Origin of the sequence: Paenarthrobacter aurescens (assembly GCF_041549525.1) — a bacterium.
Taxonomy (GTDB): domain Bacteria; phylum Actinomycetota; class Actinomycetes; order Actinomycetales; family Micrococcaceae; genus Arthrobacter; species Arthrobacter aurescens.
In genome coordinates, this window is record NZ_CP157456.1 from 4,241,170 (window position 1) to 4,257,414 (window position 16,245).

At 60.6% G+C, this 16,245-nt stretch carries 13 protein-coding genes; 8 read left to right on the forward strand and 5 right to left on the reverse strand.

Going from position 1 to position 16,245, the window contains the following annotated elements; translation table 11 throughout:
- Positions 1–140: 140 nt before the first annotated feature.
- From ABI796_RS19745 to ABI796_RS19755, 3 genes are all read left to right on the forward strand, one after another.
- Positions 141–2,870, forward strand: coding sequence for a SpaA isopeptide-forming pilin-related protein (locus ABI796_RS19745; RefSeq protein WP_170224941.1), 2,730 nt, complete (start codon positions 141–143; stop codon positions 2,868–2,870).
- Between the two features lie 98 nt (positions 2,871–2,968).
- Positions 2,969–4,453 carry a SpaH/EbpB family LPXTG-anchored major pilin gene (locus ABI796_RS19750; protein ID WP_170224942.1) on the forward strand — a complete coding sequence of 495 codons (1,485 nt, stop codon included), beginning with the start codon at positions 2,969–2,971 and terminating at the stop codon, positions 4,451–4,453.
- A gap of 111 nt (positions 4,454–4,564) precedes the next feature.
- A complete protein-coding gene (locus tag ABI796_RS19755; RefSeq protein ID WP_141284376.1) occupies positions 4,565–5,518 on the forward strand; it encodes a class C sortase in 954 nt (317 codons plus the stop codon).
- A 172-nt stretch (positions 5,519–5,690) separates the two neighbouring features.
- On the opposite strand, the gene ABI796_RS19760 is transcribed toward ABI796_RS19755, so the two are convergent.
- From ABI796_RS19760 to ABI796_RS19770, 3 genes are all read right to left on the reverse strand, one after another.
- A complete protein-coding gene (locus ABI796_RS19760) occupies positions 5,691–6,035 on the reverse strand; it encodes a hypothetical protein (protein WP_141284378.1) in 345 nt (114 codons plus the stop codon).
- Between the two features lie 67 nt (positions 6,036–6,102).
- Entirely contained in the window at positions 6,103–6,684 is a 582-nt protein-coding gene (locus ABI796_RS19765; protein WP_246095836.1) for a hypothetical protein, read from the reverse strand.
- 9 nt (positions 6,685–6,693) lie between these two features.
- Positions 6,694–8,034: an MATE family efflux transporter gene (locus ABI796_RS19770; RefSeq protein WP_141284380.1), complete on the reverse strand. Its 1,341-nt coding sequence runs from the start codon at positions 8,032–8,034 to the stop codon at positions 6,694–6,696.
- 41 nt (positions 8,035–8,075) lie between these two features.
- Between ABI796_RS19770 and ABI796_RS19775 the strand changes: the two genes are divergently transcribed.
- From ABI796_RS19775 to ABI796_RS19795, 5 genes are all read left to right on the forward strand, one after another.
- Positions 8,076–8,663, forward strand: a complete 588-nt coding sequence (locus ABI796_RS19775) for an antibiotic biosynthesis monooxygenase (RefSeq protein WP_141284382.1) — start codon at positions 8,076–8,078, stop codon at positions 8,661–8,663.
- 68 nt (positions 8,664–8,731) lie between these two features.
- Positions 8,732–9,166: a DoxX family protein gene (locus ABI796_RS19780; RefSeq protein ID WP_141284384.1), complete on the forward strand. Its 435-nt coding sequence runs from the start codon at positions 8,732–8,734 to the stop codon at positions 9,164–9,166.
- 181 nt (positions 9,167–9,347) lie between these two features.
- Positions 9,348–10,322, forward strand: coding sequence for an acyl-CoA thioesterase (locus ABI796_RS19785; RefSeq protein ID WP_141284386.1), 975 nt, complete (start codon positions 9,348–9,350; stop codon positions 10,320–10,322).
- Positions 10,323–10,657: 335 nt separating this feature from the next.
- Positions 10,658–13,222, forward strand: coding sequence for a LuxR C-terminal-related transcriptional regulator (locus ABI796_RS19790; RefSeq protein ID WP_246095837.1), 2,565 nt, complete (start codon positions 10,658–10,660; stop codon positions 13,220–13,222).
- 123 nt (positions 13,223–13,345) lie between these two features.
- On the forward strand, positions 13,346–13,840 hold the full coding sequence (locus ABI796_RS19795) for a response regulator transcription factor (RefSeq protein WP_141284390.1): 495 nt from the start codon (positions 13,346–13,348) through the stop codon (positions 13,838–13,840).
- Positions 13,841–13,846: 6 nt separating this feature from the next.
- Here the strand turns inward: ABI796_RS19795 and ABI796_RS19800 are convergent, their stop codons facing one another.
- Entirely contained in the window at positions 13,847–15,226 is a 1,380-nt protein-coding gene (locus ABI796_RS19800) for a UDP-glucose dehydrogenase family protein (protein ID WP_141284392.1), read from the reverse strand.
- Between the two features lie 53 nt (positions 15,227–15,279).
- Complete coding sequence (locus ABI796_RS19805; RefSeq protein ID WP_141284394.1) at positions 15,280–16,245, reverse strand: nucleotidyltransferase family protein; 966 nt, start codon at positions 16,243–16,245, stop codon at positions 15,280–15,282.

The following is a 16,245-nucleotide window of genomic DNA, read 5'->3' on the forward strand; positions in this document are numbered from 1 at the left end:
ATTTTCGCAAGTGTGATCAGGATCACATTCCTAACTGCATCACGATATTCGTCCTGGCCGTACTTACTCCTCAGTAACGGACAAAAGGGCATCCCTCCACAAGGGTTGTCAGCCACGGCGGGATGAGGAAAAGGGACTCCATGCGGAAGCAAATTGAGCACGATCGTGCCCAGGATCAGGTCAGGCGGGGTGAAAGCAAGGCCAAATCTCTGCTGGCACTCATAGCCTGCGTGCTTCTCGTGGTAGTAGGGATGACCGCCTACGGAGTGGTCAACGCTTCCACACCCGTGGCCGCCCTGCCAGGATCCCCTGGCGTGACCCAGCCTGGCACCTTGGTGTACAGCGAAGATTTCTCCAACATGAGCGCGGCCACCGCACCAATTCCCTTGGGCTCCTATATCGGCGGCGCTGCGGCCCAGAACGAGCAGTACACGGCAGATGCCGCCTGGCTTCCCGGCGCCCAGGCCTGCAACGGCTGGGTCCTGGGGCAGAGCACTCCATTACCTGCCAACGGCGGCATCATCGTCAACAATGATCAATGCGGACGCAACAATGCCATCAACTTCCTTCGCGACATGGCCTTTGTCATGGGCAAGTACCAAGGCATGACCGACGCCCAGGCCGCTCAAAACCAGATCCTCAGCGAATACACGAACACAGTCAGTGGTATCCAGCCGGCAGGACTTCAGCTCCAAACCACCAAGAACACCATTCCTACAATCGCCGGCCACTACTATGCGATTTCGGGAATCTTCGGTGAAACGAACTGCTTCTCCAACCACGCCCGCCAGGAATTCTCCATCCTCATCAACGGGGCGCCTACGGTGGTGGGTTCAAATCTGGACCCGTGCGCCGATCCCAGCCGGCAAGTCATTAACTATGGCAACACCAACTACAGCGTGGCAAAGCTCCAGTCCGGAGCCATCCAGGTCCCGTTGACCGGTACCACCCCTACGCTGGGTATCCGGGTGAGGAATCTGCAGGCCACGGGCACAGGCAACGATGTCGGGTTCGACCTCCCGCAGCTGGTGGACGTTACGCCGCAGCTTGACAAGGCGTTCAGCCCCACCAGCATCTTCCAGGGCCAGAACACTACGTTGACCTACACAGTTACTAACACCAGCGACCTCATGGCCAAGAACGGCTGGCACTTCGTTGACACCCTGCCCACTGGCCTCACGGCAGTTGGTCCGCTCGGTGGCACATGCGTCCGCACTGCGGGCACTGTTTCCGGCCGCACGGTGGACGTCACCGGAAACCTCGCACAGGGCAGCGCATCCTGCACCATCACGGTAACCGTCACCAGCAACACCCCCGGCGTTTACAACAACTCCGGGTGCGTGGCCAATGACGGTACGCAGATACCCAACTGCACCAACAACTTCCCCACTATCACGGGGCTCTACTCTCCCGGAACGGCCAATCTGACCGTCCGGCCGGTGGTGGACCTGTCCATCACCAAGAGTGCCAACATCACCGCCTACATTCCGGGCCAGCCCATCACGTACACAGTGGTAGTCCACAACAATGGGCCCAGCGATGCTGTCAACGCTGTGCTTACCGATCCCCTGCCGGCATCCATCACCGGTGCAACATGGACCTGTGCCGTGACAGTGGCGGGCACCTCCAACCTGCCTCCGGCCGGACCCACAGCCTGCAACGCCCCCAGTGGCACAGGCAGCATATCCGGCACCGTCAGGATCAACGTGGGCGGAACCCTGACGTACACCGTCAAGGGCACGGTAGCGATGGGCACCACCGGAATCATCACCAATACGGCCACCATTGCGCCTGCGGCTCAAACGGCTGTTCCCAACATGCCAGGCGGTGGACCCATTCCGGTTCCCGGATCAACCACCATGGTTCCTACCGTGGATGTGGCCTGCCCGCCTTTACCTGGGGTTGGATGTTCCGCAACGGTAACAACACCCGTAGATCCCCTGTGGACCATCGCCAAGACCGCCACGGTGGGCGGTAACTCCTCGAACGGCCAATGGGTGAAGCCCGGCGACACCATCACCTATTCCGTGACCGCCACCAGCAACCGCGGCCAGATCACTAACGTTGTCCTCACTGACAATCTTGCCGATGTCCTGGATCAGGCCACGTTCGTTCCGGGATCCGCAGTGCTGACCATCGGCACCGCGGCACCAGTCGCCGTCGCCAATCCTGTGGCTCCGTCCACCACGCTGACCACCCAGCCCTTTACACTTCCGGCCGGTCAGACCGCAGTGCTCAGCTACAAAGTCACCGTCAAGGCGGACGCTTGGAGCGCACAACTGGTCAACGTGGTCACCGGTGCCGGCAGCGTGGCACCCGTCCGCTGCGCTAACAGCACCACTCCGCTGGCTCCGGAGTGCAGCACAACCCACCTGACTCCGGCCAAGATCCTCATCGAAAAGCTCGGTGAATCCTCCGGCGAAGAATGGGTGCCCATGGCCGGCTCTACCTGGGCCGTCCACAATGACGCAGCCGGGACTCCCGGAGCAGTCAACACCAGCTTCACGGTGGCTCCCATCCCGTCCCAAACCGGCCAGTTCCAGCTCGAGGGCATCCAGCCGGGCGTGTACTGGCTTGAGGAAACCACAGCACCGGACGGCTTCAACCTGCTGGCCGAAGCCGTGCAGTTCACCGTGGCCGCCAATGGTGCAGTGACGCTCGGCCAGGGCAGCGGCGGCGGAGTCGTAACAACAAGCGACGCTGACGGCAACGGCATCTTCCTGGTCACAGTCCGCGATGTGCCCGCATTGAAGATGCCCGAATCCGGTGGCGTCGGATGGTGGCCGTTTGCAGCCGCTGGAACGTCGCTGCTTCTGGTGGCCCTGGTTCTGGCTAATAACAATGTCCGTCGCACCCGAAACCACCCATAAACGTCATTCCCCCAGCCTGCAGCAAAAGCGGCAGGCATCAACCCCGGAAAAATGTTCGCTCCCGAGCATCGCATCACCACCCATGAAAGAGGAAAACAGTGAGTAATCAAAGCTCCCGGCGCCTTTGGAAGGCCGCCGCCACCACGATTGCCGGAGCGGTTTTGGCAATGTCCTTCTCCGCCGCGCCGGCCTCAGCCGCTCCGCTGGTCGACGGAGACCAGATTGGTTCCATCACCGTTCACAAGTTCGAGCGCCCGGACACTCCCACCGGACTGCCCAACAACGGCACGGCAGTGGACACCACAGGGCTGACCGCCCTTGCCGGAATCGAATTCACCATTCAGCAGGTCAACACCATCGACCTCGCCACGAATGCCGGCTGGGACGCAGCTCATAACCTGAGCAGTGTCTTCTCCCCCGCCGATCCCGCAGGATCCATCACAGGTGCAGGGTTCACCCTGGGTACCGGCACCGCGCAGGTCACCGACGCCGCGGGCACCGCATCGTTCGGCAACCTCCCCGTTGGCCTTTACTTGGTAACGGAAACCAACTACCCGGCAGGCGTCACACCGTCAGCTCCGTTCCTTGTTTCGGTCCCCCTGACGGATCCGGACAACAACGACAACTGGATCTACGACGTCCACGTGTACCCCAAGAACTCCATCACGGGTGCAGAGAAGATCGTCACGGACGCCCCTGACGTCAAGCTCGGCGACCAGATTGACTTCACCATCACCGGTGACATCCCCAACGAAGCAGTCATTGATGGCTACAAGATCGTGGACCAGCTGGATGAGAAGCTGACCTACCTTGGCGCCTCCGCCACCTTGGTTGATGGCACGGTCATCACCGAAGGTACCCACTACACGGTTGCCTTCGATGCTGACACCAACACCGTCTCCATCATCTTCACCCCGGCTGGCCTCGCAGTGCTGGCTGCCAACAACGACACCAAGGTTCAGGTTGTTGTAAACACCGCCGTCAACACCATCGGCGAGATCGAGAACGACGCCATGGTTTACCCGAACCTGGGCAGCTTCACCACCGTTCCCGGCCAGCCCGGCGGCCCCATCGTTACTCCCCCGGTTGTTACCAAGTGGGGCGAAATGACCCTCCAGAAGACCAACGAAAACGACGCTGCCCTTGCCGGCGCTTCTTTCTCGGTCTACACCAATGAGGCTGATGCATTGGCCGGAACCAACGCTGTTGTCCTCAACGGTCAGAGCACCTTTACGGTTGCTGCCGATGGAACCCTCACCATCTCCGGTCTGCGTTACTCCGACTGGGCCAACGGCGCTGCAGTACTGCCCGGCTCCGCTGATTTCCGCACGTACTACCTGGTGGAAACCACCGCGCCGGAAGGCTACGAGCTGCTCGCAGAGCCGATCTCCTTCCTGATCAACTCCACCAGCACCACGGTGGGTATTGACCTCAACGTCAAGAACATCCCGTCCAACGGTGGCTTCGAACTGCCGCTCACCGGTGGCGTTGGCACCGGTCTGCTCTACGCAGCCGGCGCACTGCTGGTAACCGGCGCCGGACTCCTGCTGGTCCGCTCACGCCGCAACAGCACCAACAGCTAGTCACAGCCAACCTGCAAAGGTTCGCAACCTGAACACCAAAGCGGGGAAGAACGCCGAACACGCGCTCTTCCCCGCTTTGTTCCCCCAGAGCACAAATTCCCCAGGACTCTCATGTCAAAGCACCAAGATTCCAAACTTCGGCCGCTGCAACGTTTCCGCAACAGATGGAGCACCCAACGCATCATCATTGTGGTGGTGGCAATTCTCGGCGTGGGAGTGATGCTGTACCCCACCGCCGCTTCCTGGTTCTCCGACCGCGTTCATGCGACGGACATCAGCGGCTACGTGGATAGCGTGGAGAACCTTTCCCCGTCAGCCCAAAAGACACTCCTGGATGAGGCCCGGCTGTTCAACAAGGAGCTGCCATCCGGACCGCTTCGCGATCCGTACTCCTTGAATGAGAACGGGGAGAAGATGGTGGTGGGAGCAGGTTCGGACGCGTACAAGAAAATGCTCGACGTCGGTCCAGGCGGCATGATGGGACGTCTAAGTATTCCCTCCATCCACTCGGATTTGCCCATCTTCCACGGCACCGATGATGAAACGCTGTCCAAGGGTGCCGGCCACCTGTTCGGCTCCGGCCTGCCGGTTGGCGGAACGGGAACCCACAGTGTCCTCACTGCCCACTCCGGCTTCGTCAACGCCACTCTCTTTGACGACCTTGACCAAGTGCGCGAAGGTGACGTCTTCTCCATCACCGTGCTCGGTGAGTCTTTCTACTACAAAGTGGACCAGATCAAAACGGTGCTACCGGAGGAAACGGACGATCTCCGCAAGGTCCAGGACAAGGACTACGTGACTCTGGTGACGTGCACGCCCACAGGGGTTAACAGCCACCGCCTTTTGGTGCGTGGCGAGCGCGTTGACGCTCCAGCCGCCGGTTCTTCCCAAACACTGCCCAGCCAGGCATTGGATCCCGGCTTCCCCTGGTGGGCACTGGCCCTCCTCGGCACCGCCGTCCTCATAGTGGCGGCCACCCACCCGCGCAAAGCCCGGCCCAAGCCAACAACGCCGGACCCTAAACCGGCCGGCGACGAGGATCTGGCCGACTCGCTCCTCCGCTAAGCCCCGTTCCCGGCTAAACCACGTTCCCGGTCAAATCCCGTTTCCGGTCAAATCCCGTTTCCGGCCAAACCGCTCTCCGTGGGATTAGTCCCGGGCAGCGCACCACACAGCGTGGGCTCAGCCAGCCCACAAAAAAGCGCTCCCCCACCAAAGGTGAGAAAGCGCCTGAAGGTCAGCGGCCGGCGTCGGGCGTTTCCGGCATGTCGTCCGTAGCACCCGGGCCGCCGTGGCCTGGACGCTTGGAACTGAGGTTGACGCCGGATCCCTTGCCGAGGTGGTCGGCGTTCTCTTTGTGGCTCATGGACAACATGGCCGCCACGACGAGGCTCACAATAAATGCGATCCCCGCGCCTGTGAAGGCCAGATCAAACCGCGGTGCCTTGGCGCTGCCGCCGGAGGCGAAGATCAGCACGGCAACAAATGCCAGTACTGCAAAGAACGCGGAGAACATGAGGGGTCCCTTGACCGAGGTCCGCATCTTGCGCGGTTCTCCTGGTGTCTGGTCAGCCACGGTCATTCCTCCAATGATGGCGGGTGATTCCGCCGGTCAGCAAAAGTTCTACAACGAGTAGAACGTCCAGCTACTAGTTTACGGCCTCGGGCGAAGCGCCGGGAGCAGCCTGGGCAGGTCCACCGGCAGCCGCCTTGGCTTCGTGCCGCAGCGTCAGCCCTGAGAGAATCCACAGCACACCGGCAAGGATGGCTCCTCCACCGGCCACGCCCAGCAGCGCATGCGCTCCCAGCGACGTGAAGAACGGCAGCAGAACCGCAGTGCCTACGGCAATAACACCGGAAACGAGCCAGTCACGTGCCAAGGCATCGCGCTTCCGGAGGCCGTGAACAAACTCGAGGAGGCCCAGCACCAACAGCGCAAGCATGGCCGAGAGCGCCACACCCTCATCGGATTGCGTGACCAACGCGCCGATGCCGCCCAGCCCAACAACAACCGGAACAGCAGCTGGCAAAGCGCGGGACATCCACACAGCCGCTGCCGTGGCCAGCAGATAAAGGCCCACGGCCCAGGCCAGGACGTGAACCGAAGGCGCAGCCCAGAAGATGGTGACCGCGCCGAACAGCAAGGCAACAGTGGCGCGGATCAGCACGGGTTTCCAGAGGCCGGCCACAGTGGCAGCAGGAGTCTGGGCAGGAGTCGCTGGGAGAGTCACCCGTCCAGTTTAGTGCGAACCCAGCACCATCCACCGATCCGTCCGCGCCCGCAGTCCCAAAGTCACCCCGCGGGCCAGCATGTAGCCCAGCGCGAACGCAGCCCACAGCCAAAGCAGCCCCGCCTCGCCGTCGGGCCTGAGCTGATGGATCGCCACCAGCAACGGCAAATAGACCAGCAGATTCGCGACGCCGGCAATCGCCAGGTAGCGGGCGTCACCGGCGCCGATGAGGACTCCGTCGAGGACGAAGACATAGCCGGCCAGCGGCTGCCCCACGGCGAGGACCCAGAGGGCGACGGTCAGAGCGGACCGTACTCCGGCGTCCGAGGTGAAGAGGTAACCCGCCCAGGGGGCCGCGATGGCCAGGAGTACGCCGGTGATCACACCGAATCCAAGCCCCCATCGGATCATGGTGCGCGTCAGCTCACGCACGCGCTGGGCGTTTCTGGCACCCAGTTCTTTGCCGATCAGGGCCTGCGCGGCGATGGCCAGCGCATCCAAGGCAAAAGCCAGGAAGGAGAAAATGGTCATGGCCAACTGGTGCGCTGCCAAATTCACGGCGCCTTGAGCAGTCACCACCAAGACCGTGGCCAGGATGGCAAGGCGGAGACTCAGCGTACGGAGCATGAGCCAGGAACCCACTTTGGTCATGTCCCGGATGCCCTGCCAATGAGGCTTGAGGGATACTCCGTGGTGGCGCGCATTCCGGCTGACCATCACCAAGTAGACCGCGGCCATGGCCCACTGTGCGATGCTCGTGCCAATCGCCGAGCCAGTGACGGACATGTTCAACCCGTACACAAAAAACAGGTTAAGGATGATGTTCACAGTAAACCCGGCGGTTGCCACAATCAGCGGAGTCCGGGTGTCCTGCAGCCCTCTCAGGACGCCGGTGCCGGCAAAAATGAGGAGCATCGCAGCCAGGCCCGGCATGGACCATCTCAGGTAATCGACGGCGAACTGCCGAACGTCTCCAGTGGCCCCCATGAAGCCAACCAGGGGTTCGGCCGCCACAAAACCAACCACCGCGAGCGCCAATCCGAGCAGCAGTGCCAGCCACACGCCGTCGCGCCCTGCGGCCAAAGCCTTCCCCAATTTGCCGTCGCCGATCGCCCGGGCCACCGCCGGCGTCGTTGAATATGCCAGGAAGACCATGAGCCCCACCGCGGTGTGCAGGATGGTGGATGCGAGGCCGACGCCTGCCAGCTGGTCCACGCCCAAGTGCCCCACAATGGCTGAGTCAGCCAGCAGGAACAGCGGCTCTGCAATGAGCGCACCGAAGGCAGGGACGGCCAGGCGCAGTATCTCGCGGGCGTTGGAGCGGGTGGGTGTGATTGTGGTTTGAGGCACTAAACAAGCCTAGTCCGCCGGAGGCCGGGTAAATTTGGGCCGTGTCACATGAGCATCCCGTCACCGTTTCCGTAGCCCGCACCATCCTTCCCGGCTATACCCGGCAAGCCAATGCCTGGGCCCATGCCGGCCAGGAGCTTGCCCGTGAATGGCCCGGATATTTGGGTTCCGGCTGGGTGCGCAATGGGGTGGATTCCACTGAATGGCACATGCTTTACCGCTTCGCCGATGCCGAGTCGCTGCAGGAGTGGGAGGACTCAGAGGAGCGCCGCTGGTGGATCGATAGCGCCAGGGACATGATGGAGACAACCCGGGTTGAGCGGCACACAGGGATTGAGGGGTGGTTCTCGCGTCCCGGAGACGTCTCGGTGGTGGTGCCCGAAACGGTGGTGCCGCCGCGCTGGAAGCAGGCCATCAGCATTTTCCTGCCGTTCTTCCCTCTGAGCCTGCTGGCGAATTTCCTGCTGCACCCTTTGACGCAGGACTGGCCGCTGGTGTTCGCGGTGCTGCTGAACATCGTGATCCTCACGCCACTGATGACTTACATCTTCCTGCCCATCACCACGCGGCTGCTGCAGCCGTGGCTCCAGGCGAAGCCGCGAAGGAAGCGGCGAATGCAGGCTTCTTAGCTGGGAGTTTGGTCATAAAAAGCCCCAATTAGTTGACACTTCAAGTTAGCTCCGGAAGGGTTGAAGGTATGAACAAGCCCAACTTGACCACCACAGCCCTGACCATCCTGCGCGTTATCGCAGGATTTCTCTTCGCCGCGCACGGTTGGCAGAAGTTCAACGAATTCACCATTGCCGGCACGCAGGCATCATTCGCCCAAATGGGCGTGCCCGGCGCATCGGCAGTAGCGCCGGTAGTAGCAACCCTTGAACTGGTGGGCGGCATTGCGCTGATCATCGGCCTGCTGACCCGCGTGTTCGCAGCACTCCTGGCCGTCAATATGCTGGGCGCCCTGTTCCTGGTCCATGCTCCGGCGGGAATTTTTGTGGGCAACGACGGGTACGAGCTGGTTCTGCTCTTCGCCGGCGCAGCCCTGGCCCTTGCGCTGGCAGGTGCAGGCAGGATCTCCGCGGATGCAGCACTGTTCGGCCGCCCGGGATCCAAGCTCCACGCCTTGGCATAACCCCCGCCCCACCCGGCGCTCTCTCACATAACACCCCCAAATCCCCGGCGCTCTCTCCCTTGCTTCAAGAAAGGGAGAGAGCGTTCGGCTTAAGGCCCCGGGATCGGATAGATGGTTGCGAGCCCGACGCCCGCCATTCTTAGTCACGTAACAGAAACACTGCAACAGTAAGATTCCAAGCATGAGCGATGACGCCGCCAACTCAGTGACCCTCCGCTTCCTCGCGGCTCCCATGGACGTCGGACACAGCGGGTCCGTCGACGCCGGCACGGTGCTTGAGTGGGTGGACAAAGCAGCGTATGCGGCAGCGGTTGGCTGGGCCAAGGCATATTGCGTCACAGCGTACGTGGGCAACATCCACTTCACGGATCCGGTCAATAGCGGAGACATGGTGGAAGTGACCTCCACCATCGTCTACACGGGGCGCTCCTCCATGCACATCCACACTGTGGTCAGCTCCCGTGATCCCAAAGGCGGCCCGGAGACCATGCACAGCCAGTGCATGGTGATCTTCGTTGCCGTCGGTCCTGACGGTAAGCCGATTCCGGTACCTCAATTCGAACCGTCCACACCTGCCGAGATCGAGCAGCGCGACCACGCCTTGGCACGCATTGAGGTCCGCGAGCAGATCGTCAACGCAATGAATGCGCAGGAATATACCGACGCCGGGACCGCCGAGCGCGTTGTCCTGCGGTTCATGGCGTCCCCCACGGATGTGAACTGGGGCGGCAAGGTCCACGGAGGCATCGTGATGAAGTGGATTGATGAGGCCGCGTACGTTTGCGCCTCACGCTATTGCGGCATGGACACCGTTGCGGTGTTCTCAGGAGGCGTCCGCTTCTACCGGCCACTCCTGATCGGACACGTCGTGGAAGTGGAGGCGCGCCTGGTTTACACCGGCGCCAAGGGCATGCACATCGCCGTGCACGTCCGCTCCGGTGATCCCAAGACCAAGGTGATGAACCTGACCACCTATTGCCTCACAGTGATGGTGGCACGTGATGAAACGGGGACTGCAGTTCCCGTCCCTGCCTGGGAACCAGTCTCTGATGAAGACAAGAAGCTGCATGCGCATGCCCGCGAGCTGCTCGAAATCCGGGGCAGGGCCCCAGGAAACCGTCTGCCGGACCACCTGCAGAAACACGCTGGACGCTAGGGCGGTCCTTACTCTTCCAACGCTGCCACGGCCGAGGTGCCGGGGCTTCATTGGCATGCCCTTTTGCAACCATTCAAAAGTACTAAGGAACATCAGGGTTCCACGACACGAATCGCATCATAGGGGCACTTGAGAGCTGAGTAATACGCGGATCGGGCGGAGGTATGACCTTGTCATGCCAGCACCCCTTCCCGTTGTTTGGAGGGCTGGTATTTCCTTTCTCCGATGACTCTCGGGCAAAAGACAGTTCTACAGAAGCAAGGCTTTTGGCAGCGTCAAGGGGTCCAAAGCCGCTTCCATAAGGGGTCAGCAAGCAAGTGTATGAGCGGAAAATAATGAGTGTCCTGGACTATGTCGCCAAAGGTCTGGGCGTAAGAATTGTTGGCGCACCCGGTAGCGGCCGGACCAGTCTCCTTAAGAGCGTTGTTGCGAAATTGGAAGAAGACGGCGCCACGGTTTACACCATGTTCGCAGCGCCGGCTCTGGCTACCGTGCCTTTTGCGGGTGTTCTTTCATTGGGTTTGGATCTTCGCTCCAGGACCGTCGGGATTCTGGGAATCGTGGACCTTCTGTCCGTGCAGATGGCCCGGACGGGGTCACATTTGATAGCGATCGACGATCTCGAGAATCTGGACCGCGAGTCATTGGCCGTAGTGGACGTGCTGCGGAGAAGAAGCAATGTTCCTTTGATTACCACCGTGAATGATCGGCCGTTTCAGCCCAGAACCTCCGGCTATCTGGGGAGCATCCCTGAGGCCACGGTCTCACTGGCACCGCTGGAATACGAACAAATCAGCAAACTCATCACAAGAATCCTCGGTCATCCGGCAGAAGTGAACGTGGTGGCAAATGTCCTCACCAAATCCGGCGGCAATTTGCGGTTGGCCGTCCGAATCATCCAAACCGCTGCACTTAGTGGTCGTGTGACTCTCAAGGACGGCCGGTGGTGCATGAACAGCCCCAAACTGATGAATGAACATCTCAATGGGACAGTGGAAGCCCTGCTCCAGGGTTTGCGGCCGGAGGAAGTTCGGGCGCTGAACAAGATGTCCCTCCTTGGCCCCAGCCCGGTAGACCGGTTGGTGGCGACTGTTGGCGAGGACGTCCTGGATCACCTCGAGTACAACGGGCTGATCTCGGTCATTCAAGGCCCGGATCAGTCTCTTCTTGCTGCCGTGTTTCCGCCCATTGTGGACGACTACCTGCGCGCACACACCCTGAGCTCACGGAGAATTCTCCGGAGCGCAGTGGCTGATCACGTAGTTGCAGAATCAGGTGACCACCCAGCGCGGGCAACCAAGGATGACATGTTGTCGGCTTCGATTTCGGTACTTCGTAAGGAAATGGGCAGCAACCATGCAGCTGCCACCCGCTACTTCCAGCAGCGCCGCGATGCCCTTGAAGAATCCTGCTACCAGAGGTGGCAATGCGACCGCAGCCTGCCCACAGCTGTCGCGTTGCTGAGGTTCTATTGGGGAGCTCCCGTCGATATCCGCCGAGTCCAGGAAGTTCTGCGCCGAACCGACACTGACCGTGGCGAATCCGCAGATCTTTTCCTGTTTACCCTGTCGCTGGCCTGGTGGCAGTTCTCCCATGAAAAGAACCTGCCCGGCGCGATCGGCACAATGCAGGCTCTGTCTTCCAGGGAACCAGGCCTGCAATTCGAAGCTGAAGGGTTCATAGCGTTCCTTCGGGCATCCCACGGCAGCCTCCCACACAACGCGGAACTTCTTGCCAATGACCCCGGAAACGAATCTCAGGGCGGAATCATTGAAACCATCAGGGGAATGCTGGCGCTTTACCGCCTTGACCCCCGGGAGGCTCAAAGCAAGGCGGGCTTAAACGAGGGAGCGTCCGTTTATCCGCCCTTCGAAGCGTTCATTCAGGGGATGGCTTCGCTATCCAGCGGACGTGAAGAAGCAGCCCTCGTGATGGCAATCGAATGCCGGGAAAAGGCTTTGCAGAATGTGGATCAGTTTGCCTTCGTCAGCCAGAGCTATATAGCTGCACTCGCCCTCCTCCATCACGGTCTGTTCGACGAAGCCGAATATCTCATGGGACGTGCCTTTTCGTTGGGGAAGCCGGGATTTCTGGTGGAGTCTTTGCACGTAGCCATGCTGCGTTTATCTTCCCTTCGGGACGCGGTTCCAGCCACTTCAACGGGAGTGACACCGGGTTTCGGCAGGAGGGACCGTGGGCCGTTCCCTGGCATCGGAACAGGTTTACATGATCTCGCCGCCAGCCGCCCGGCCAGCGCCAGAGCCTTCGACGAGCGAGCCAGCAGAATCATGGAGAAGTCCCTTGCGCGAGGCTTTGCTTTGGAAGCCATGCATACGGGACTTTTCGCACTGGGCCTCCTGCCCGGACCCCGGGTAAGGGGCCACCTCCTGGCGATTCTGGAGGATCGCGGAATGACTGTGCACCAGCAGCTTCTGACTGTTGCGGGTGCCGCCATAGAGATGGACCTTCCCCGCCTGCGTCAGCTGCTGGATACCTACGTGCTGGATGGAGATACATTCCAAGTAGCCATGCTCCTGCGCGGAGCCGAGCAGAGGTGCCAACTCAGCGGCGAGCCCGCAGCTGCAAGCGAGATCCGAAAGGCCGCCAAGGACTTTTCCGCCCGTTTTGGCGTGGTGGGGACGTTGCTTGATTTCCGGTCTGAGCCTCCCGGCTCGTCCTTGACGTTGAGAGAGATCGAAGTTGCCCTCGTCGCCGGGCAACAGAGCAACCAGGACATTGCTGAGCAATTTGGCATCAGCATCCGGACTGTGGAGAGCCATATCTCCAATGCCCTGCGAAAAACCGACACAACCACCCGTAAACAACTCGCAGATCTCATCCGAAACGCACCCAAATCCTCAGTCTCAGATGCCAATGAGGTTTCACAGGCCATCTCCTAGCGCTGTTTTGAGAACCTTTGATCCACCACAAAAGGAGTCACAGAGTTGCCCCAAATACTAGTTGTCAGCATGAATCGGCAATTCACGGCGCTCATCCATTGGGCTACCAGACCGTTACAAACCTTGTCCGCAGGCAGCATTGCCGTGGTTGACGGGACCTTGCCCGAGCTGGAAAGCAATGTGGTGGATCTGTTGCATGACAGCTACAGGGTGCTCGTCTACGGCGGCGTGCTCCACAGCTCCCGGGTTCTTCGCCTGGTGGACCTCGGCGTCCGCGGTTACGTTCCTGAAACGGCTACTCTTCCGGTCCTGTTGGCTGCGGTCAAGAGCGTTGGCGCTGACGGAACACATCTGCCGTTTGATCCTGCTTCCGGCCGGAATTCCCTTCCCCTAACCACTGCCGAAGAGGTAGCGGCCAACGCCTACTTCCTCAGTGATGAGCAGCTACCTCGGAGTGAAGTGGCGAGGAAACTTGGCATTGCAGATTCAACGTTGCGCAATCAGCTTGCCTCGGTCCGACGAAAATTGGGAATCCCCCCGCAGGCCAGCCGGACGGCCGTCAGCCGACGCTACCGCGCCACCGTTAGACAGCCGTTACCGCGCAGGCAATCCGTGTAATACCGCCTAAGCGGCTGGGCCGGAACTCAACTGAAGTTGCTCACTGGGAGGCATGTTAGTCAGGTGATTCGCTTCGAAGCGCCGACCGGGTGACGCAACGGACCAACCAGAGTCTTCCCATGCTTTCGCCTGGAGTACGTTCCGTCCGTCAATGATCTTCCGGGCTCCCGTTTGCGCAGAAAGTCCCTCCGGGGTGAGGGCTTTGAACTCGTCCCACTCAGTGAGAAGGAGGATGAGGTCTGCGTTTTTGACGGCATCCTCAGTGGAAAGCACGTAGTTATGTTGCGGCGAGCGCCGTGAGGCGTTGAGGTTTCCTGCAGGGTCATAGATACAAATCTGCGCACCTTCGTCAGCCAATCTGTCGGCGATGTCCAACGCCGGTGAGTCGCGGACGTCGTCGCTGTTGGGCTTGAAGGCAACGCCAAGGACGGCGATCCTGGTTTGGGACAGCGAACCAACCATCACGCGAGCCAGGTCAACAACACGCTCCCGGCGCCTCAGATTGATCCCGTCCATCTCATCGAGGAACCGCATGCTTCGATCCGCGCCGAGCTCAGCCGCACGTGCTTGAAGGGCACGTATATCCTTGGGCAGGCACCCACCACCGAAGCCGATGCCTGCGTTGAGGAAGCGACGCCCTATTCGTGCGTCGAGGCCGATGGCATCTGCGAGCGTGCGGATATCTCCGCCAATAACCTCGGTTACTTCGGAAAAGGCATTGATGAAGGAAATTTTTGTAGCGAGGAATGCATTTGCGGCGACCTTGACCAGTTCTGCAGTCTCAAAATCGGTGCTGATCAAGGGCACGCCGCCTGCGACGGCTGCCGCATACACCTGTCGCAGGATTTTCTCGTCTTCAGGCGAATCGACGCCGATGACGAGGCGATCAGGGGCCAGGGTGTCCACTACGGCGAATCCCTCCCTCAGGAACTCAGGGTTCCAGGCAAGGTTCACTCTGACCCCGGGGCGCTTGTTCTCACGAACGAGGGACTTCAGGCGCCTCGTGGTTCCCACAGGAACGGTCGACTTTCCCACAATGAGGGCATCTTTGGTGATGTTCCGCGCGAGGGACGTGGTGGCCGCATCCACGAATGACATGTCCGCGGCGCCTGCACCGGCGCGCTGGGGGGTTCCCACACCAATGAAGTGCACATCTCCCCAAGCCCCCACTTCCTGGTACGAGGTGGTGAACCGGAGACGTCCGCTCTTCACGTGTTTGCGGAGGAGCTCGGGCAGGCCGGGCTCGTGAAAAGGCAGCAGCCCCTCTGACAGCGACGCCACCCTCGCGGGGTCGATATCAAGGCCAAGCACCTCGTAGCCGAGTTCAGCCATGCAAGCTGCATGGGTAGCACCTAAGTAGCCGGTTCCTATGACGGTAATACGCATGAATTCTCGCTTCTCGAGAGTGACAATGGTGATCAAAACGGAGGTCTCCGCCGTCAAGCGGAGGTGTCAGTAGATTTCCGGATGCGGGCACGGATTTCGCGTACTTCCCTAAGGGTTTGGACGCCTTCGGTCACACTCCGCCATAGTCGCCGGAGGCGGAAAGGAGCCTGTTGCCACTGACTCACGTTGCGAAGTTCCAAGTCATGCCAGCTAATGGAGTCCCGGGAGGGAACGAGCGCTTGCCATAGTGCTGCCGGCTTCTGGGACCAGGGGATTTCCAAGAGATGGAAGAGACGGAGCGTTGCAGATCTTTGCGCGGTTGTTCGAAGAACCCAATCAAAGGGAGGCTCGCCAAGATCGAATGACTGGGTCTCGGGCAGCGTCGCAAACAAAGACCCCAAGGGACCTATGGCCCCCAGTTCAAGTGCCCGGTCATAGTGCAGCTGCGGGGACTGTTTGATCTCGCGGAGGCAGAACGAAACGTCGTCGTGGAGCACACCCTTGGCTGGACTTCTCAACGCATGCAGGAGAGTAACCAGGAGCGCGTCATTACGTGAAAGCGTCCAGACCGGCCGGCCACCGAGCTCGACGCTTTGCTTTGCACTCCACAGATGCTCGAAAACCACAGATTCGTCTTCATAAAACCCCGGAAACCGCCAATGAACGTCAATGTCCGAGGGCCATCCCGGGTTGATCAGAGTGGTTGAGTGATCAGGGAATGCCTCGGACACTTCAGGGATCCTGGTCTCCCATCCTCTTTGCTCAAGGGCCTGCAGCAGAACCTTCAGGTCCGAGCGCTGGAGGAGGATGTCGAGGTCGAGGGATGGTCGTACGGGGCGCGCACCAACGAGGGTGGCTGCTGGACCCTTGATGAGCAGAACGCGAATGTTTGACTCTGCCGCCAGATGGGAAACCATCGCAGCGGAAAGCACGATCGACTCGTCGATCCGGAAAACTTCACCCGGTGGTGTTGCCGGGACTGGATGTTTCGCAGCCGCCGGCATTAATCGACGCGCCAC